Below are 18,726 nucleotides of genomic sequence, written 5' to 3'. Positions count from 1 at the left end.
GTATAAATCCTTGCAACGCACCCACAGCGGCGAAGGGAAGCCATGGACGGCATCGGGCTCAGTCAGGCGATCGAGACGTTGAGGCTGGAGCTTTCCGAAGCCCAGGCAAGTGGCCGCGAGGGCGAGGTTCGGTTCGCGCTGGAGACGGTCGACCTCGAGCTCAGCGTCGCGGTCACCAAGGATGCCAACGGCAAGGTCGGCTGGAAGATCCTCGAGGCTGGAGGATCGGTGGGGACGGAGCGTACGCAGACGATCAGGCTGTCGTTGAAGCCGCTCTCGAGCGGCGCCGCCTCGAAGGAGGAGACGGCGGGCGGGATCGTGATCGCCGGCGAGTCGTCACCGTCCCACGGTGAACGCCCACTCGGGACCGAGCGCATCATCCCCACGGTCAACGCAGACGAAGAAGACGAATAGTCGTCAGATGACGACCCAGCCGCCCGGTCCGGCGAACGATCGAGTCGTTGCCGTCGTCGTGCACGTCTCCGAGACCCGCGAGAAGTGGGGCACCGGCTATCTCGTCACTCCGAACGAGGTCCTGACGGCGTGGCACTGCACGGTCGCCGACCCGAAGACCGCCGACGGGACCCGCGTACGTCCCGTCACGGTCCAGCGAAGAGGCCCGGACGGCGCCTGGGAACACAGCTCTGTCACGAGCATGACCGTCAGCAGACGGTGGGACGGGGCAGGCTGGGGCCTGGACGTAGCGCTTCTCACGCTCGCCGATCCACCTTGGTCCGACGCCGACTGGGAGCCACCCATCTTCGCCCGGTGCGACCGAGGAGGTGGAGGCTTGCTGCGTGACTGTGAGGCGGTCGGCTACCCCAGCTACGCGATCGACCCGACCGATCCGGACCAGAAGCGCTCCCTCGCCTCCCTGTCGGGCATTATCAGGGTCGCGGACCGCGCGAACGAGGCGTACGAGCACCTGATCCTGCGTGACACCGAGATCGGGACCGTCCAGGAGTGGGGCGGATTGTCGGGTGCGCTGGTGTTCTACGACGGATACGTGCTCGGACACGTCGTCGAGCACCATCCTCACCTGGGAAACAACCCGATCAAGGTCGTTCCCGCGTCCAGGCTCGCCCGCGCGGACGGACGATACGCGAAGGAGATCGCCACACGCCTAGGCATCTCCTCGGCGGAGAGTCTCGAGCTCGTCCGCCCGTCGGCTCCGCCCCGTACGCCGAGCCGCGGCCAACCGCCCGGCCTCCATCCACCGAGATCTCTGCACTGGGTCGAGGACGGGCTGCCCCGCGAGGAGCTCGGCATCAAGGAGTCCACCAGGCTCCCCGGCGACCTGCCTGACACCGCTGACCCGGATCTCTCGACCAGCTTTCCGCTGTACGTCGAGCGCGACCAGGACCAGCGGGTCCGCCGGGCGATCCAGAACGCCGCGGACTCTGGAGGCGGCATCGTGCTCCTCCGTGGCGAGCCGGGGTCGGGCAAGTCCCGGTGCCTCTACGAGGCAGTCCGCGAGGTGCTCCCCAGATGGCGCCTGTTCGCCCCCGTCGGCGACAACCCATCGGCCGAGCTCCGGGAATGGGCCCTAGGGGCCGACCTGGGGAGGACGGTGATCTGGCTGGACGAGATCGCGGGGTTCCTCGGCTCCGACAAGGTGCCGTACCAGGTGTTCCGGGACCTGCTCGACGATCGGGAGAACCCGGTGGTCATCCTCGGAACCATCTGGCCCAACACCTACGCGGACCTCACCTCCGCGTCCTCCTCCGCGGACGGCCGGGACTACGGCAGCCGCGACGCGCGCCTGCTGCTCAAGTGGGCACCTCCTGACCGCCCGACCCTCGAGCCGATCGACATCAGCCCGGAGTTCTCCGAGGAGGAGCACGCGCGGGCCGTCTCCCTGGCCGCTCGCGACCCGCGGCTCGAGACCGCGGTCACCGAACACGGTCGTTCGCTCGCGCAGAGCCTGGCCGCGGCTCCGGCGATCCGGGAGCGGCGAGACCGGCCCACCACCCATCCGGGCCGGGCTGTGCTGCGTGCCTGTGCCGACATCCAGCGCTACCTGCACCCTGAGGTGCTACCCGTTCCCGGCCCGGTGCTGCGGGCCGTCGCGCTCACCTACATGTCACGGTCCGAGCGCGCCACCGCCACGTCCCGTCCCGGTTGGTTCGACGACGCGGTCGCGTGGGCGTGCGCGCCTGTGAGAGGCAGCGGCAGTACGCCGATGCAGGCGCTCGCGCCGGCAGACCCGTTCGCCGACGAGGGTCAGATCGAGGGCTATGTCGTCTCCCACTTCCTGCTTCGAGACGGACCTGACGATCCACCGGCGGAGCTCTCCGCGGACGCCTGGCGGGCGCTCGCCGCTCGCGCTGACGACACTCCTCCCCCGATGCTGGGTCAGCTCGCCCGCACGGCGTACCGAAAGAAGGACTTCCCCCACGCCGAACACATCGCGCTGAGCGCACAGGGCCGAGACGCCGCGGCACTTCTGACGCTCGGCAACCTCAAGTTCGACGACGGCGACCGCGACGCCGCCGAGCAGTTCTATCGCCAGGCGCACGCCCTCGACGAGACGTACTCACCTGCGATGAACGCGCTGGGTTTCCTCGCCCACAAGGACGGTCGCGTCGGGGAGGAACGTGAATGGTACGAGCGAGCTCATCTCGCCGATGGTTCGGCTGTCTGGCCGATGAACAACCTGGGGGTCTGCGCCCGCATCCACGGTGACCAGCAAGAGGCAGACGAATGGCATCGGCGAGCATACGAAGCCGATCCCACGGTCCCTCGGACGATGACCAACCTGGGCGACATCGCCGCACGTCGCGGATCGTTGGCCGAGCAGCGCGACTGGTATCAGCAGGCCCATGCCGCTGATCCCCTTCTCTCGTGGGTGCTGAGCAGGCTCGGGGACATCGAGGAACAGGCCGGCGACGCGACAGCGGCGCTCGGATGGCGTGAGAAGGCGCTCGCGAGCGCGCAGAGTGCCGTCGACACCTATCAGGCCCTCAGGGACGGTCACCCCGAGAGGTACGCGTACTCCTTCGCGGAGAGCCTTCGAGACCTCAGCGGTGCGCACGCTGCTCTCGGGCAGCACGACGCGGCGCTGATCGTGACGCAGCAGGAAGTCGCGCTTTATCGTGACCTGGTCCACAGATCCGAACGAATGCTGCCCGAGCTGGCCGAGGCACTTCGCACACTCAGCTTTCGGCTCGGCATGGTGAAGAAGGGCCGGGAGTCTCTTCTTGCCGGCACCGAGGCAGCCGATGTGTACAAGTTGCTCGCCGACCGCAACCCGCGGGCGTTCCGCGGTCACTACGCCGCTGCTCTTCACGACGCCGCGTACGCCTATGTCGACCTCGACCGGGAGATCGCGGCCCGCATCATGCGACGCCAAGCGCTCCTGAGCTACCGGATGGCCGCTGACCAGGACAGCGACTGGCGAAGTCCGCTGGCGGGTTGCCTCGAGGCGCTGGCGGGCAGCTACACCGACTACCTGTCCACCGCGGAGCTCGCCGTTCCACTCCTTCAGGAAGCACGTCTGATTCGCCGGCAGGAAGCCCTCATCGACGTCAGGCAGAAGGCCGAGCTCGCCGACGTGGACGCCTCGCTCGGCAGAGCTCTGATGACGACGGGACGATTTCAAGCCGCCGTCGCGGTCGCCGCCCACGAGATCCACGTGCGCGGCGGTCTCGTCCATCAAGGCCACCAGTGGTCGTGGTTCCGTGCGCATCTGCGGCTTGCCGAGGCCCTCGCGCTGGCCAAGCGGCCCGTTGCCGCACGTCGTGCCGCGCTCCAGGCCGAACTCCTGGGTCTCCGGTTGCTGGGCCGACGCTCCCAGACCTCGTACAGCTGTGTGGTCATCCTGCGGAAGATGGCCCGGATGCTGATCTTGAGCACGCGTGACAGCTGCCGGCCGCCCCAGCGGGCCCTGACGTACTCGAAGAAGGCGCTCGAGATTCATCGAAGGCTTGCTGCGAACGATCCGGAACGCCATGTCAACGGCTCGAGATACACGGCACGTTCCCACGTAGACGTCCTGGCGCGGTTCGGCGCACACGATCCGACCACCATGAGCAGCACCCAGAGGAGTTGATGACATGCCCGAAGATCGATCCGAGAGTCGTCTGGAGGAGCTGCTCGACGAGCTCGTCGAGGACGAGCTGCGGGTGGCGACACCACCGGTCCTCTACTACGGAAACGTCGAGGAGTTCGTCAGCGACAGGCTCGTTCATCTGTTCTCGCGGGCCCCGGAGTCGGGGCTCGTATGGTGTCCGGAGTGGTATCGGCATGCCGAGGCCCTCATGCGGTTGGACTCGATATGGCGTGCGTGGGAGCACCTGCGGCATGACCCCGCGACCGGGATCTCGAACTGGCTGCTGCACCATGCCGACCCGCACATGGGTGTGCTGATGGATCCAGTCGCCGGACCGTTCGCCCAATGCACGAACGGCGTGCACGGCGTCACCCCGCCTCCGCTGCCTCACGAGCCGGCTCCGCCAGGCCTGTTCACCGACGCCAGAGGTGAGTGGTGGGCGTCCGGAACGCCGCTGGGCCTCTCGGACGACTGAGACTCGGGAGCACTCCGGAGCCGGTCATCCGGGCAGGGTGTCCCCCACCGCCGGGTTGAGGCGGCGTACGAACCAGTCCGAGCGCGGATCGGCGACCAGGTCGACCCTGGCGTTGGCGGTGAGAACGGCTGAGTATTCGAGGCCGACCAGGACCAGGGACAGGTCGAGCGAGGAGATCTGGGGCAGGTCGTTCTGCAGCTGGGCGACCTTGAGGACGAGGCGCTCGATCTCGTCGACGTCGACCATGTCGCCGCCGCGGTAGCCGAAGAGCATCGGCGCGGCCTTGATCTCGCGCACCATCGAGGCCGCGTCCCGCTTGGACAGCGGCGGGATCCGGTAGGCGCGGTCGGCCAGCAGCTCGGTGATCGGTCCGGCGATGCCGAAGGAGACCACCGGCCCGAACAGCGGGTCCTCCATCGACCGGATCGCGACCGGGACTCCCGGCGGCGCGGTGCGCTGCACCGTCAGCCCGCCGGTCTCGGGCGAGATCCGGCTGGTGATCAGCTCCCAGGCCTCGGTCATCTCGTCGACGTCGTCGATGTTGCGTACGACATGGGCCTGGTCGGGCCGCTCACGGACGCTCTCGATGGTTGCCTTGAGCACGACGTCCCAGCCGAGGTCCTCGGCGGCGGAGATCGCCTCGTCGAGGGTGGTGACCTTGTGGGTGTTCCACAGCTTGATCCCATAGGCGGCCAGCACCATGGTGAGGTCCTCGCGGCTCAGGTCGCCACCCGAGGGGCGCGCGGCGAGCACGTCGGTGACGATCTTGCGCGCCGTGCGCGGGTCGCACTCGTCGGCGCTGAGCCACGGCGTCTCGCCGTCGGCGGAGCGCAGCCACACGGCGTACTCCACGACCTTGGCCAGGGCGCGCACGGCCGACTCGACCGAGGAGTACGACGGCACCGAGCCCCGGCCGGCGGTCGACCCGGCGACGTCGGGGACGCGGAGCAGCTCGGGGACACCCTCGGCACCGAGGAAGCTGGTGACCAGCGGCTTGTCGGACTGCTCGCCGACCGCGGCGAGCACGTTGGCGATCTCCTCACCGGAGACGTTGAGCGGCGGGATGTAGACCGAGATCACCGCATCGACCTCGGGATCGTCGATGGCCGCGTCGAGCGCGTCCTCGAAGTCCTCGGCGCTCGGCTCGGTGGGCAGCGGGACCTGCTTGTTGACCTGCAGCCCGACCGAGACGGCGGCGTCGGCGGCCAGCAGCCCCAGAGCGTCGGAGTTGCCGACGATGGCAACCCGCCGGCCACGCGGAAGCGGCTGGTGGGCGAGGAGCTGGGCGACGTCGAACATCTCGTCGAGGGTGTCGACCTGGATGATCCCGGCCTGCCGGAACATCGCGTCGACAGCCGCCGGCGGCGCGCTGATCTTGCGCACCGCGTGGCCCATCGGCACACCCTGGGTGGTGCGCCCCGAACGGACCGCCACGATCGGCTTGCGCTGGGAGACGCGGCGGGCGATGCGGGAGAACTTGCGTGGGTTACCGATCGACTCGAGGTACATCATCACGACCTCGGTCGAGGCGTCCTCCTCCCAGTACTGCAGGAGGTCGTTGCCGGAGACGTCGGCGCGGTTTCCGGCGCTGACGAAGGTCGACAGGCCCAGGCCGCGGTTGTTGACCTTCTCCAGGATCGCCGAGCCGAGCGCACCCGACTGGCAGAAGAAGCCCGCACGTCCGCGCGGCGGCATCGTCGGGGCGAGGCTGGCATTGATCTTGACCTGGGGGTCGGTGTTGATCACGCCGAGCGCGTTGGGACCGATCAGCCGCAGCCCGTAGGAGCGCGACAGGTTCACCAGCCTGCGCTGCCGCTGGCGGCCCTCCTCGCCGGTCTCGGCGAAGCCGCTGGAGATGACCACGAGGCCGTGCACGCCCTTGGCGGCACAGTCGAGCACGACGTCCTGCACCGCGTCGGCGGGCACCGCGACGATCGCCACGTCGACGTCGTCGGGGATGTCCTGCACGCTCTTGTAGGCCGGCATGCCGCTGACCGCGGTGGAGCTGGGGTTGACCATGTAGACCCGACCGGTGAAGTCGCCGATCACCAGGTTGCGTACGAGCGCCTGGCCGACGGTCTCCTGCCGTCGGCTGGCGCCGATCACGGCCACCGAGCGCGGGTTGAAGAAGCGGTGGATCGAGGCGGCCTCGGCCTCGTGCTCGCGCAGGGCGAGCCGGCCGACCGCGGTGTCGGTGACGTCGATCGAGAACTGCAGCGAGATGACGCCGTCCTCGTAGACGGAGGCCACCTTGTAGCCGGCGTCGCGGAAGGTCTGGATCATCCGCCCGTTGTCGGGGAGCACGTCGGCGGTGAACTTGGTGACCCCGCGCTCGCGCCCGGCCTGGGCGAGGTGCTCGAGCAGGATCTGTGCGATCCCGCGGCCCTGGTAGTCGTCCTCGACGAGGAAGGCGACCTCCGCCTCCCCCGGCTTGACCACGTCGTAGCGCCCGACCGCGATCATCCGACCCCGCAGGGTCAGGATGAACGCGACCCGGTCCTTGTGGTCGACCTCGGTGAAGCGCGCGACATCTCGGGCCGAGAGGTGCGGCATCGGCGAGAAGAAGCGGTAGTACTTCGACTCGTCGCTGACCCGGTGGTCGTAGAAGTCGACCAGCAGGTCCTTGTCCGCCGACCTGATCGGCCGGATGTGCGCGGTCCGCCCATCGCGCAGCAGCACGTCCGCCTCCCAGTGGGAGGGATACGGCGGGGTCTGCTGCGCGGTCACGAGAGAAATCTAGCGGGAGAGGCCAGGGTGCCGCGCGTGCCGGGCGCGGTCAGTGACGTACGGCGTTGGCGCGGTCGCGCTCGTTGAGCACCCGCCAACCGTCGTAGTCCCAGTTCCGCGCCAGCTTCTGAGCATGCTTGGGGGCATCGCCATCGTGGTTGCGCAGGACGAGCTCGCGTACGGCGAACTCGATCGCCTCCTGCGGCGTGGTCGCGCCGGAGATCCGCTGGATCTCCGCGAGCAGCTCGGTGTCGAGCTCGATCTGGGTGACAGCCATCTTCAAGCACCTCCATGTGCGTTGAACCGGTGACTCCTGGGCGGTTTGACCTATACAGCCAATGTACGCGGATGTGCGGCGTACGGAAGGGCTGCGAGCTGCATCGATCAGCCGATCACTCCTGAGGCTGAGCACCTCACGCGGCAAGATCGTGGCCGAGGAGCAGATCGCGCAGCATGAACTCTGCTCGGGACAGTGGTGGTGGGTCTGGTCGCCAGGTGTCGGGTGGTGGGCTCGTGTATGTGTGGCCAGTGGGTGTGATGGTGATGATGCTGCCGTCTGGTCCTGGTCTGGCCTGCCAACCGAGAGCTTCTTTCGCTTGATTGCACCGCTCGCAGAGACCTTGGAGATTTTCGGCACTCGTGCGGCCGCCGTCAGCGTGGCGTTCGACATGGTCGACGTTGCGGATCGGGGCGTCGCAGCCGTTGGTGCGGCAGATCCCACCGTCGCGGCTCGTGATGAAGTCAGCCAGACCCTCGGGGGCTTTGCGGGAACGAGACTCCATCGCGACCAGGTTCCCGGCCGGGTCGGTGAACAACCTGCGGACGAAGACCTCCGCATCGGTGAGCGCTTCACGGGCCCAGGCGCCTGGCACGGGACCGTAGCCCTCGACCATGGCCGGCTGGTCGCTGTCGTTGGTGAGGGCGTCGGCGGTCATCACGATCTTGACCTCGATCCGAGGCTTCGCGTCGGCTGCGGTGCGGCCGGTGACGCGGTCGACGAGGGTGTCGGCCATGACCTGGCCGCGGGTCCGCTCGTCTCCGGCCGCCTGGGCGGCCTTGGCTGCCTGGTCCAGCGCAGCGAATACGGCGACGCCGTCCTTGACCGGCAACAAGGCACCGAGCCAGGTCATGGTGTCCGGTGCCGGCCGGACGCTGACCCGGCGGTCCTTCTCGGCGTTCGCGGCACGAGCGACGACGGATTCTTGGTCGAGGGTGATGGCAAGCTTCTTGGCGGCGTTCTCGAGCTGTCGCAGTCCCATGGTCACCACCGCAGGCGGCTCACCGTCCGAACCGGGCGAGCAGAGCTGATAGTCGATGACCCGGCGGTCCTCCATCGAGAGGCAGGCGGTCTCGCGGGCGAGGATGGTGGCCTGCCACTGCGAGAACAGGCCCGTTTTCATCAAGGCGAAGGTGTGTGGCATCTCGGTGATCAGGATCTTCGCCAGGCCCAGCAGTTTGGCGCCTTTGGCGGGTGAGACCCGCCGCGCGAGCGCCACCTGCGAGGCGACGCCCTCGCCCAGCTTCCGGGCAGGGACCCGAGCCTCGGCCTGGCGTGCGCGGGTGGCTTCCTCGAGGCGTACCGCTGCTTCTGCCTGAACGGCCTCAGCCACACATTTGATCTCTTCGAGACGAGAGATCCAGTCGACCAACTCGCCCTCGGCCGCGCCCAGGGGCGGCCCGGCGAGGAGCTCGTCGACGGTCTCGTTCATACGCCTCATTATATGTGAAAGAGTCGTCCGTGGCTACCTGTTTGTGCTGGTCAGCCCCGATTTACACAGTCCGTAAACAAGTAACCTGATCCCCGCGCCACACCCTCGCCGCCGCCCCGATAATGGCGAAATCTTTCTCGATCAGGTGCCGAGTCAAGGACCGCGAAGCGGCCGGCGAAGCCGGCGGGCGAAGCCCGTCCTTGACGCGGCGGCTGATCGAGAAACACTCGAGGAAAGGGTCGGCGGCGAACCTGGAGACGAAGAAACAGTCGCTCAGCGAGGTTTCCCCGACGCGAACCGTGTTGGTCTCGACACGCCTCCGCCTAGCGGCTCCGGCGGCTCGACCAGCGGAGGCGACGGGTCTCGACGGGCTCGACCAGCGGCAGACAGGCCTCGACAACCTCGACCACCGAGCCGCACCAGACAGATCTGGCCCCATACGGCGAGCCCGATGTCGCGTTCGCACAGGGATTCGAGACAATGCCCCTTATGGCACGCGGCAAGGCAAAGCAGGATGTCCCCGACGACTTCGAGGAGCACATCCTCGACACCGACATCGGTGACGAGATGCGGTCCTCATTCCTGGAGTACTCCTACTCCGTCATCTACTCCCGGGCACTGCCCGACGCCCGCGACGGCCTCAAGCCCGTGCAGCGCCGGATCCTCTACACGATGAACGACATGGGCGTACGTCCAGACCGCGGCCACGTGAAGTGTGCCCGCATCGTCGGTGAGGTGATGGGAAAGCTGCACCCGCACGGCGACGGCGCGATCTACGACGCCCTGGTCCGGATGGCGCAGCCGTGGGCGATGCGGCTGCCGATGATCGACGGGCACGGCAACTTCGGCTCCCCCGGCGGTGACGACCCGGCTGCGGCGATGCGTTACACCGAGGCTCGGATGGGTCTGGCCGCGCAGGCGATGACCGATGACATCAAGGAAGACACGGTCGACTTCCGGCCCAACTACGACTCGCGGGAGATGGAGCCGAGCGTGCTCCCCGCCGCGATCCCCAACCTGCTGGTCAACGGCGCCACCGGCATCGCGGTCGGCATGGCCACCAACATGGCGCCGCACAACCTGATCGAGGTCGTCTCCGCCGCGCGTCACCTGATCAAGCACCCCGGTGCCGAGCTCGACACGCTGATGAAGTTCATCCCCGGCCCCGACCTCCCCACCGGCGGCAGCATCGTCGGCCTCGACGGGATCCGGGACGCGTACGAGACCGGTCGGGGTTCATTCAAGATCCGCGCCACCACGCGGATCGAGACGTTCGGTCGCCGCAAGGGCATCGTGATCACCGAGCTGCCGTTCAACATCGGCACCGAGAAGATCATCGAGCGCGTCAAGACGCTGGTGCAGTCCAAGAAGATCCAGGGCATCGCCGACCTCAAGGACCTCACCGACCGCGAGCACGGCACCCGCCTGGTGATCGAGGTCAAGAACGGGTTCGTGCCCGAGGCCGTCCTGGAGCAGCTCTACAAGATGACGCCCTTGGAAGACTCCTTCGGGATCAACAACGTCGCGCTCGTCGACGGCCAGCCGCGCACCCTCGGCCTCAAGGAGCTCCTCGAGGTCTTCCTGGGACACCGCTACGACGTCGTCCGCCGCCGCAGCCAGTTCCGCCGCGACCGGGCCGCCGACCGGCTCCACCTGGTCGACGGTCTGCTGATCGCGATCCTCGACATCGACGAGGTCATCCAGCTGATCCGCTCCTCCGACAACGCCGGGGAGGCCAAGGGGCGGCTCATGTCGGTCTTCGACCTGAGCCAGGTGCAGGCGGAGTACATCCTCGACATGGCGCTGCGCCGGCTGACGAAGTTCTCCAAGATCGAGCTGGAGAAGGAGCGCGAGGATCTGCTCGCCACCATCGAGTACCTCGACTCGATCCTCGGCGACGACGACATGCTCCGCAAGGTCGTCTCCGACGAGCTGGGCGAGGTGGCCAAGACGTTCGGCACCCCGCGCCGCACCGTCCTGCTCGCCTCGGCCGGCACCCCGGCGCTCGAGGCGATGAGCCTCGAGGTCGCCGACGACCCGTGCTTCGCGCTGCTCTCCTCGACCGGGCTCCTGGCCCGCTCCTCGGACGCCGAGCCCTTCTCGACCGGCTCTGCTGGTTCTGGGGGGAGCCGCGCCAACCACGACGTGATCGTCTCGGTCGTCCCGGCGACCGTCCGCGGCCAGATCGGCGTGCTCACCTCCCGCGGACGCCTCGTACGCCTCGGGGTGCTCGACCTGCCGGCGATGCCGCCGACCCACGGCGACCCGAACCTCTCCGGCGGTCTGCCGCTGTCCGCGCTGCTCTCGCTGGAGTCCGACGAGCGCGCGCTGGCGCTCACCACGCTCGCCACCGAGGGGCCGGGCATCGCGCTCGGCACCAAGCTCGGTGTCGTCAAGCGGGTCAACCCCGAGGTGCTGCTCAACAAGGACGAGTGGGAGGTGATCAAGCTCGCCGACGGCGACGAGGTGGCCGGCGCCGCCGAGCTGCGCACCGGCACCGAGGCGCTGGTCTTCGTCACCTCCGACGCCCAGCTCCTCCACTTCCCCGCGGATGTCGTCCGTCCCCAGGGCCGCAGCGCCGGCGGTATGGCCGGCGTCCGGATGGCCCACGGGTCGAAGGTCGTCTTCTTCGGCGTCGTCTCCGCCGACGCGCCCGAGGGTGCGGCGGTGGTCACCGTCGCCGGTTCGTCGAGCGCTCTGCCCGGCACCGAGACGGGGTCGGTGAAGACCACGCCGTTCAGCGAGTACCCCGCCAAGGGGCGGGCCACCGGCGGCGTACGCGCCCACCGTTATCTCAAGGGCGAGGACTCGATCGTCTTCGCCTGGGTCGGCGCCGCTCCCCCGATGGCGGCCGCGGCCTCCGGCGCGCCGATCGAGCTGCCCGAGATCGACCCGCGCCGCGACGGCTCCGGGGTGCCGCTGGAGCAGCCCATCGACGCCGTCGCCGGCCCGGTCGCCAACGCGTTCCCGGTATCCGCCGGGTAGGTGCCGTCTGCTCACCGAGGTAACTCGGTCGACGCGCACTTCCCTCGCGGAGTTCCACGAGGGAAGTGCAGCCAAACCGAGGTACCTCGGTGAGCATCCGCACCCTCAGCGCTTACCGGACCAGCCGAACCGGCGCCGCCCGACACGACCGAACGGACCTGAACACCCCATGGAGTTGCGGGGCGTGGCATTCTGACCCGCATGCTCAGCTCGCATCTGGGGCGGAACCTGCCGCGCCTCGCCTTCGCCCTCATCGCCCTCCTGGCCGCGCTCCTCGTGCTGACCGCCTGCGGCGGCGAGGACCCGGCCAAGGGCCGTACGCCGCAGCAGGTGCTCGCAGCCGCGCAGAATCACCTCGACGAGACCAGCGGGATCAACTTCTCGCTCGCCTCCGACGACCTGCCCGAAGGCATCACGACGCTGAAGGCCGCGACCGGGACGCTGACCCGCCAGCCCGCCTTCGAAGGCAGGCTGACCGTGCCGGTGATGGGTGCGGAGGCGCAGGTCGAGGTGGTGTCGGTCGACGGCGTCGTCTACGCGAAGCTGCCGTTCACGACCTCGTTCCAGGAGCTCGACCCGGCCAAGTACGGCGTGCCGGACCCGGCCGCGCTGATCGCTCCGCAGACCGGCATCTCCTCGCTGCTCCCGGCGACCGAGGACGTGAAGATCGGCAAGTCGGTGCGTGGCGGCGCCGACAACGACGAGATCCTCTCGACCTACACCGGCACGCTGCCGGCCACGGCGGTCCAGAAGATCCTCGCCGGCGCAGAAGGCGAGTTCGACGTCACCTACATCATCAACGACGCCGACGAGCTCACCGAGGCCACCATCACGGGCCACTTCAGCGGTGAGGGCGAGGCGGCGTACTCCTACACGCTCGACGTGACCGAGTACGGCGTCGAGAAGGAGATCGCCAAGCCGTGAGGGCCGTCCTGTGGCTGGCGGCCGTCGCAGTGGCGTTCGCCGCTGCGGACACCTACGTCGTCGTGCTGGCGCTGCCGGACATGATGGCGGGCGTCGGGCTCTCGATCGAGGAGCTGCAGCGGGCCGCACCGTTGATCTCGGGCTTCCTGCTGGGCTACGTCGCGGTGCTGCCGCTGATCGGACGGCTCGCCGACCTCCTCGGCCACCTGCCGGTGCTCGTCGCCGGGCTGGTGGTCTTCGCCTTCGGCTCCTTCCTCACGGCGCTCTCGTGGGACCTGACCGCGATGGTGGTCGGCCGGTTCTTCCAGGGTCTGGGCGGTGGCGCGCTGGTGCCGGCGACCCTCGCTCTGGTCGCGGCGCTCTATCCGGTCGAGCGCCGCGGCGTGCCGCTCGGGCTCGTCTCGGCGGTCCAGGAGCTGGGCTCCGTGCTCGGCCCGCTGGTCGGGGCAGTGGTGCTCGCGGTCGCGGACTGGCGGGCCATCTTCCTGCTCAACCTCGTGGTCGGCGCCGTCTTGGCGATCGCCATCAGCAGACTGGGCCGAAGCACCGACCCGCAATCCTCGCTGGTCGAGCCCGAAGAGCGCAGCGAGCCGAAGTCGAGACCAACACGGTCGCCTTCGAGCTCTGTTGGTCGCGACACGCCTCCGCCTAGCGGCTCCGGCGGCTCGACCGACGTAGCGGCTCTGCTGATGTTGCTGGTCGCCGGCGCCGCGTTCGTGCTGCTGGCGGTCGAGCCCACCGCGCTCGTACAGGACCTGACCTGGGGCGCGCTCTACGTGCCGGCCGCCGGGTCCTCGCGCTGGCTGACGCCACTGGGGCTGGTCACGATCGTCGCCACGCTCGGCCTCGTGGCCGCGTGGGTGGCCAAGCCGGGCGTACGCAGCGTGCTCCGCCGGATCACCGCCGAGGTGGATCTTCTCGGGGCGCTGCTGCTCTCGATCACCCTGGCGGGAGTGATCCTGGCCTTCGCGACCGCCGATCCCGAGGTGGCGGTCTTCTCCGACCAGGGCGCCTGGTATCTCGTCGCCGCCGGGCTGGCCCTGCTCGGCTTCGTCTTCCACCTGCGGCGGGCACAGGACCCGATCGTGCCGCGCGGTGCGTTCGCGCGGATGCCGGCATGGGGTTCGGTGCTCGTCTCGTTCTTCGTGGGCGCCGCGCTGGTGGCCGCGCTGATCGACGTCCCGCTCTTCGCCCGCACCACCATCTACGGCGACAGCCAGCTGAGCGCCGCCCTGGTGCTGCTGGAGTTCCTGATCGCGCTGCCGGTCGGTGCCGTCGTGGGCGGGTTCCTGACCCGGCGGCTGCCCGCGGGCGTGATCGCGGGCGGCGGGATGCTGCTCGCGGCGGTGGCTTTCGTGTTCATGGCCCGCTGGGACGCCGAGGCTCTCCGCTCGCTGTCGTCGACCGTCGTGCTCGTCGCCGGCGGCCTCGGCTTCGGTCTCGCGCTGGCGCCGGTCAACGCCGCGGTCCTGGCCACCACCGAGCAGTCGGTGCACGGGCTGACCACGTCCTTCACCGTCGTCGCCCGCATGGTCGGCATGCTCGTGGGCATCTCGGCGCTGACCACGATCGGCCTGCGCAGCTACTACGCTGCCCAGGCCGACCTGCCGTCGCTCTCCTCGGTCTGCACCGGCGACGGCATGTGCGAGGAGTATCAGGACCTGCTCATCGGCGCCGCCATCGCCCAGGAGCACACCGTCTTCGCCGGTGCCGCGGTCTGTGCGGCGATCGCCGCACTGCTGTCGGTCGTGCTGCTGCGGGGCGCGCCGACCCGAGCGCTCTCCCCCAGCGAGACGGTCACCGCGCTCTGACAGGTGCCGGGCCGGACCGGGCCTACCCGATCCGCAACCGTTGCCGAGCCGGAATCCGGGGGTAGGTGCTCCCCCGCTCCAGCACGCTCCACGAGGACGCCGCGAAGACCTCCACGGTCGCGGAGACCATCTCGATCGTCGCGGGCTCACCGGGACACCGGTGACCCTCTGCCGGGTCTCCCCCGCCCTGCGGGACCAGCTCGAACGGGTCGACCTGCCGGCCGAGGAACCGCTCGGGGGAGAACTCGTTCGGCGCCGGCCACGAGCTCGGATCCAGGTCGGTTCCGGGGACGTCGAGGACGATCCGCTGTCCCGGGGAGACGATATGACCGTCCCAGTCGACCTGCTGGCGAGAGATACCGGCGAGCGCGGGCACGAACGGAGCGGTGCGGCGAACCTCCTGGGAGAAGGCCTGCCGCCAAGAGGCGTGCTCGGCGAGGGTCGGCCAGAGCTGTCGATGATCGTCGAGGGCCTGGACGGCGAAGGCGCCGAGGTAGGCGACGGCGACGGCCGGGCGAAGGACGTTGAGCAGCTCGAGCGCGGCCACCGGGACGGGCAGCAGGACCCCGTGCCGGTCCCGCCAGCCCGCAACGGTCTCCACGGGCGTCGGGGCACCGGACGCCGGCGTCGCCGAGCGAGCCTCCCGAATCAACCCCCGCGCCCAGTGGTTGGCCCAGAGCCGAGCCGCCCACGCCGTCCCGGCGGACGGCCCGGACATCCCGAACCCGTCGACGATGGCCGCCAGCCGGCGCCCGACCCTGCCCGGGTCACGCACCGAGATGCCGGCCCAGTCGAGGACCGAACGGCCGTAGACCTCGGACAGGAGCGTGAACACGCTCACCGCCTCCCCATGGTTCTCGTGCAGGGACGAGAGCAGGTGGCAACGTACGTTGTCCTGAAGGTCCGCGGCGGCGGCGTCGTCGAGGAGCTCGAGGAAGAGCGCCTTGCGGTGCAGGTGCTCGGCGCCGTCGAGGCCGTGGATGGCGCCCCGGCCGAAGAGAAGCGCGGCCAGCGGCGCAGGCACCGCACCGGAACGCTGGATGAGCGAGGAGTCGTAGAAAAGACGTACGGAGCCCGGACCGCTCACGACCAGAGCGTCGTCTCCGAGGAGCTTGACGGGGCAGACCGGCGCATCGCCCGCCTCGCGGCGGGCATCGGGGATCGCGTGGTAGCCGTGCCGGAACAGATCCGTGGCGAGATCGCGGGTCATCCGGGTCAGCTGTCCGTCAGGAACCGCTGGTGACCCGGTCGCTCACACCGGTCACGCCCACCTCGGTGGCGCAGTGAGCGCAGCAGAACATGTGCTGCTCGTTCTGCACCCCGTGTCCGAGGATGCGGGTGCCACAGTTGACGCACGTCGGCGCGATCACCGGCGCCGCGCACTCGATCGAGTCGAAGACATGGTGTTCGCCCGATGCCGTCGTCACCTCGAAGGTCCCGTCGTAGTCGTTGCCACACGTGACGCACTTACCCATGATCGGTCCTTTCGCTCGCTGCACACCGGCTCTCACACCGGCCTTTCACACGGACGCCACGCGGCCCGGGGCCCGCTGGGGGCGCCGGGCCGCATGGTGTCTATGTGAAGATGCTTACCCCACCGGGGCCGACCAACAGGCCGACCACGATGAGGACTGCGCCCCACAGGATTTGGCCACGGATCAGCGACACGATGCCGCCGATCACCAGAGCTGCCGCGATCAGCCAGAGAATTAGTGCCATTCGGATCTCACCTCGGTGTGTAGTTGTTGCGGGGGATGCTCGGACCTTGTCGTCCGAGCGGCTACGGGCTACCGGTACCCACCCCGGCGTCCGGCAAACCCTTTCTGCCGGCAAACCCTCAGAAAGGCGCCAGCCTCTCCCACGAACGGTGCGCAGTGAGCAGATCGGGAAGCTCGGCGGCGACCTCGCCTGCCGACCCGTCGGTCTTGACCCCCGGTGCGGGCACCGAGATCCCCGCCGTCATCACGGCCTCGGCACCGTCGCCCCAGGCGAGCAACGCCTTGCCGTGCCGGAACACCTCCTGGACCAGGAGGAGCAGCTGCGGGTCCGAGGCCACAGCACCCGCGCCGTCGGCGAGCACCAGCGCGTCGTACTCGACCGATCGAGCGGTGGCGAACGTACGCTGCACAGCCAGCTCTCCGCCTACCGGCGCTCCCGTGGGCGCGATGAGCAGCGGCGTGATCCCCGAGTCGGAGAGCGCTTCGCGCACCCCGTCGATCTGTCCGGATGCACTGTCCGGGCCGACCACGATGCCGACCACCCGCCCGTCCGGCGGATAGGAGCCGTCGAGCATCGACAGCGCCGGGCTCGGCTCGGGGTCGGCGAGCTCGACGGTCGGGGACGGCGCCGGCAGCCCGAGAGCGATTGCGACGCCTTCGCACAGGTCGGCGTCGATGTTGGCCAGGCTCTGCAGCTGCCGCTCGCGGATCGCGGGCTCGTAGACCTTGGCCAGCTCGAAGCCGTACGCCGCGATGATGTGCTGCTTCTCGACCGGTGTCATCGAGAGCCAGAAGAGTCGCGCCTGACTGAAGTGGTCGTCGAAGGAGGCCGGCTGAGCGCGCTGCTTCACCGTCTCGGGCACCTTCACCGGGTTGTCCACGAAGGCTCCCTGCGGGTCGCCCGCCATGAACGGGCAGCCGGCGTCGAGCGAGTTGGGATGGTAGGGCGCCACCCCACGGTGCACCGCGTCCTGGTGGAACCCGTCGCGCAGCATGTCGTTGACCGGGGCGTGCGGGCGGTTGACCGGGATCTGGTTGAAGTTCGGTCCGCCGAGCCGGGTCAGCTGGGTGTCGACGTACGAGAACAGCCGCGCCTGCATCAGGGCGTCGTCGGTGACGTCGATGCCGGGCACGAGGTTGCCGACATGGAACGCGATCTGCTCGGTCTCGGCGAAGTAGTTGGACGGGTTGCGGTCGAGGACCAACCGGCCGACCTTCTGGACCGGCGCGATCTCCTCCGGAACGAGCTTGGTCGGATCGAGCAGGTCGATGCCCGCGTACGTCTGCTCGGGGGTGTCGGGGAAGACCTGGATGCCCAGCTCCCACTCGGGGTACGCACCGGTCTCGATCGCGTCGGCGAGATCGCGACGGTGGAAGTCGGGGTCGAAGCCGCCGAGCATCTGGGACTCCTCCCAGAGCAGGCCGTGCACACCGAGCTTCGGCTTCCAGTGGAACTTGGCGAGGCTCGTCTCGCCGGCGGCGTTGACGAGCCGGAAGGTGTGGACGCCGAAGCCCTCCATCATCCGGTAGGAACGCGGCAGTCCACGATCGGACATGTTCCACAGCGCGTGGTGCTGCGCCTCGGTGTGCAGGGAGACGAAGTCCCAGAAGGTGTCGTGCGCGGACTGGGCCTGCGGGATCTCGCGGTCGGGGTGCGGCTTGCCGGCGTGGATGACGTCGGGGAACTTGATGCCGTCCTGGATGAAGAAGACCGGCATGTTGTTGCCGACGAGGTCGAAGTTGCCCTCCTCGGTGTAGAACTTCGTCGCGAACCCTCGGGTGTCGCGCACCGTGTCGGCGCTGCCGCGCGAGCCGAGGACCGTCGAGAACCGCACGAAGACCGGTGTCTCCCTGCCTTCGGCAAGGAAGCCGGCGCTGGTGACGGACTCGGCGGCGCCGTAGGCCGTGAAGGTGCCGTGCGCACCGGCACCACGGGCATGGACCACTCGCTCCGGGATCCGCTCGTGGTCGAAGTGGGTGATCTTCTCGCGCAGGTGGTGGTCTTGGAGCAGGGTCGGGCCGCGCTCTCCCGCCTTGAGCGACTTGTCGGTCTCGCGCAGTCGCACGCCACCGGACGTGGTCAGCCACTCGCCCTGCTGGGCGTTGACCTCCTGGTCCTCGTGGGCTCGCACACCGGTCGGCGTCCGCATCTGCGGTCCGCTCTGGTCAGGTTTGGGGCCTGGCGTGGGTACCGGTTCGGTGGGCTCCTCCACCGGTGGCGACTGCGAGGAGGGGGCACCGGGGATCGGTATGTCGGACATGACGCTCCTTCGGTCGGGGACAGGCTCGTGCCTCCCGTACCCCTGGCCGGCGCAGGGCATGCCCG

Annotated in this window: 13 protein-coding genes; 6 read left to right on the top strand and 7 right to left on the bottom strand. The window is 69.1% G+C overall.

Going from position 1 to position 18,726, the window contains the following annotated elements; genetic code table 11:
• Window positions 1–42: 42 nt before the first annotated feature.
• From BJ988_RS06645 to BJ988_RS06635, 3 genes are read left to right on the top strand one after another with little or no spacing between them, the layout of a single operon-like run.
• Entirely contained in the window at window positions 43–414 is a 372-nt protein-coding gene (locus BJ988_RS06645) for a trypco2 family protein (RefSeq protein ID WP_179657301.1), read from the top strand.
• A gap of 7 nt (window positions 415–421) precedes the next feature.
• Window positions 422–4,051 (top strand): trypsin-like serine protease, encoded by a 3,630-nt coding sequence (locus BJ988_RS06640; RefSeq protein WP_179657300.1) that lies wholly within the window; start codon window positions 422–424, stop codon window positions 4,049–4,051.
• A 4-nt stretch (window positions 4,052–4,055) separates the two neighbouring features.
• On the top strand, window positions 4,056–4,526 hold the full coding sequence (locus tag BJ988_RS06635; RefSeq protein ID WP_179657299.1) for a DUF4913 domain-containing protein: 471 nt from the start codon (window positions 4,056–4,058) through the stop codon (window positions 4,524–4,526).
• 24 nt (window positions 4,527–4,550) lie between these two features.
• Here BJ988_RS06635 and BJ988_RS06630 read toward each other — a convergent pair whose 3' ends face one another.
• The 3 genes from BJ988_RS06630 to BJ988_RS06620 form a co-directional block, all read right to left on the bottom strand.
• Window positions 4,551–7,253 (bottom strand): GNAT family N-acetyltransferase, encoded by a 2,703-nt coding sequence (locus tag BJ988_RS06630; RefSeq protein WP_179657298.1) that lies wholly within the window; start codon window positions 7,251–7,253, stop codon window positions 4,551–4,553.
• 49 nt (window positions 7,254–7,302) lie between these two features.
• Window positions 7,303–7,530 carry a type II toxin-antitoxin system VapB family antitoxin gene (locus tag BJ988_RS06625; RefSeq protein WP_179657297.1) on the bottom strand — a complete coding sequence of 76 codons (228 nt, stop codon included), beginning with the start codon at window positions 7,528–7,530 and terminating at the stop codon, window positions 7,303–7,305.
• 136 nt (window positions 7,531–7,666) lie between these two features.
• Window positions 7,667–8,962 carry an HNH endonuclease gene (locus BJ988_RS06620; RefSeq protein ID WP_179657296.1) on the bottom strand — a complete coding sequence of 432 codons (1,296 nt, stop codon included), beginning with the start codon at window positions 8,960–8,962 and terminating at the stop codon, window positions 7,667–7,669.
• 489 nt (window positions 8,963–9,451) lie between these two features.
• Here BJ988_RS06620 and BJ988_RS06615 point away from each other — a divergent pair, with 489 nt between their 5' ends.
• The 3 genes from BJ988_RS06615 to BJ988_RS06605 all read left to right on the top strand — a co-directional run bounded on the left by BJ988_RS06615 (window position 9,452) and on the right by BJ988_RS06605 (window position 14,682).
• Window positions 9,452–11,947, top strand: a complete 2,496-nt coding sequence (locus BJ988_RS06615; RefSeq protein ID WP_179657295.1) for a DNA gyrase/topoisomerase IV subunit A — start codon at window positions 9,452–9,454, stop codon at window positions 11,945–11,947.
• A 201-nt stretch (window positions 11,948–12,148) separates the two neighbouring features.
• The gene (locus BJ988_RS06610; RefSeq protein WP_179657294.1) at window positions 12,149–12,871 is read left to right on the top strand and encodes an LppX_LprAFG lipoprotein; all 723 of its coding nucleotides are present in this window, start codon (window positions 12,149–12,151) and stop codon (window positions 12,869–12,871) included.
• Window positions 12,868–14,682, top strand: coding sequence for an MFS transporter (locus BJ988_RS06605; RefSeq protein WP_179657293.1), 1,815 nt, complete (start codon window positions 12,868–12,870; stop codon window positions 14,680–14,682). Before BJ988_RS06610 ends, BJ988_RS06605 begins: the two co-directional genes overlap by 4 nt.
• 22 nt (window positions 14,683–14,704) lie before the next feature.
• Here BJ988_RS06605 and BJ988_RS06600 read toward each other — a convergent pair whose 3' ends face one another.
• From BJ988_RS06600 to BJ988_RS06585, 4 genes are all read right to left on the bottom strand, one after another.
• On the bottom strand, window positions 14,705–15,892 hold the full coding sequence (locus BJ988_RS06600) for a cytochrome P450 (RefSeq protein WP_179657292.1): 1,188 nt from the start codon (window positions 15,890–15,892) through the stop codon (window positions 14,705–14,707).
• A 16-nt stretch (window positions 15,893–15,908) separates the two neighbouring features.
• Entirely contained in the window at window positions 15,909–16,157 is a 249-nt protein-coding gene (locus BJ988_RS06595; RefSeq protein WP_179657291.1) for a hypothetical protein, read from the bottom strand.
• Window positions 16,158–16,257: 100 nt separating this feature from the next.
• On the bottom strand, window positions 16,258–16,401 hold the full coding sequence (locus tag BJ988_RS06590; protein ID WP_179657290.1) for a GPGG-motif small membrane protein: 144 nt from the start codon (window positions 16,399–16,401) through the stop codon (window positions 16,258–16,260).
• A gap of 118 nt (window positions 16,402–16,519) precedes the next feature.
• A complete protein-coding gene (locus BJ988_RS06585; RefSeq protein WP_218860624.1) occupies window positions 16,520–18,661 on the bottom strand; it encodes a catalase in 2,142 nt (713 codons plus the stop codon).
• Window positions 18,662–18,726: the final 65 nt, after the last annotated feature.

It is taken from the genome of Nocardioides panzhihuensis (assembly GCF_013408335.1).
GTDB lineage: Bacteria > Actinomycetota > Actinomycetes > Propionibacteriales > Nocardioidaceae > Nocardioides > Nocardioides panzhihuensis.
The sequence above is the reverse complement of the archived record's forward strand: the minus strand, read 5'-3'. Positions and strand labels throughout refer to the sequence as shown.

Bases quoted from the DNA above. Each gene is read 5' to 3' on its own strand.
- BJ988_RS06595 (WP_179657291.1), bottom strand. From the start codon at position 16,157: ATGGGTAAGTGCGTCACGTGTGGCAACGACTACGACGGGACCTTCGAG.
- BJ988_RS06645 (WP_179657301.1), top strand. From the start codon at position 43: ATGGACGGCATCGGGCTCAGTCAGGCGATCGAGACGTTGAGGCTGGAG.
- BJ988_RS06635 (WP_179657299.1), top strand. From the start codon at position 4,056: ATGCCCGAAGATCGATCCGAGAGTCGTCTGGAGGAGCTGCTCGACGAG.
- BJ988_RS06615 (WP_179657295.1), top strand. From the start codon at position 9,452: ATGGCACGCGGCAAGGCAAAGCAGGATGTCCCCGACGACTTCGAGGAG.
- BJ988_RS06620 (WP_179657296.1), bottom strand. From the start codon at position 8,962: ATGAACGAGACCGTCGACGAGCTCCTCGCCGGGCCGCCCCTGGGCGCG.
- BJ988_RS06625 (WP_179657297.1), bottom strand. From the start codon at position 7,530: ATGGCTGTCACCCAGATCGAGCTCGACACCGAGCTGCTCGCGGAGATC.
- BJ988_RS06610 (WP_179657294.1), top strand. From the start codon at position 12,149: ATGCTCAGCTCGCATCTGGGGCGGAACCTGCCGCGCCTCGCCTTCGCC.
- BJ988_RS06585 (WP_218860624.1), bottom strand. From the start codon at position 18,661: ATGTCCGACATACCGATCCCCGGTGCCCCCTCCTCGCAGTCGCCACCG.
- BJ988_RS06600 (WP_179657292.1), bottom strand. From the start codon at position 15,892: ATGACCCGCGATCTCGCCACGGATCTGTTCCGGCACGGCTACCACGCG.
- BJ988_RS06590 (WP_179657290.1), bottom strand. From the start codon at position 16,401: ATGGCACTAATTCTCTGGCTGATCGCGGCAGCTCTGGTGATCGGCGGC.
- BJ988_RS06640 (WP_179657300.1), top strand. From the start codon at position 422: ATGACGACCCAGCCGCCCGGTCCGGCGAACGATCGAGTCGTTGCCGTC.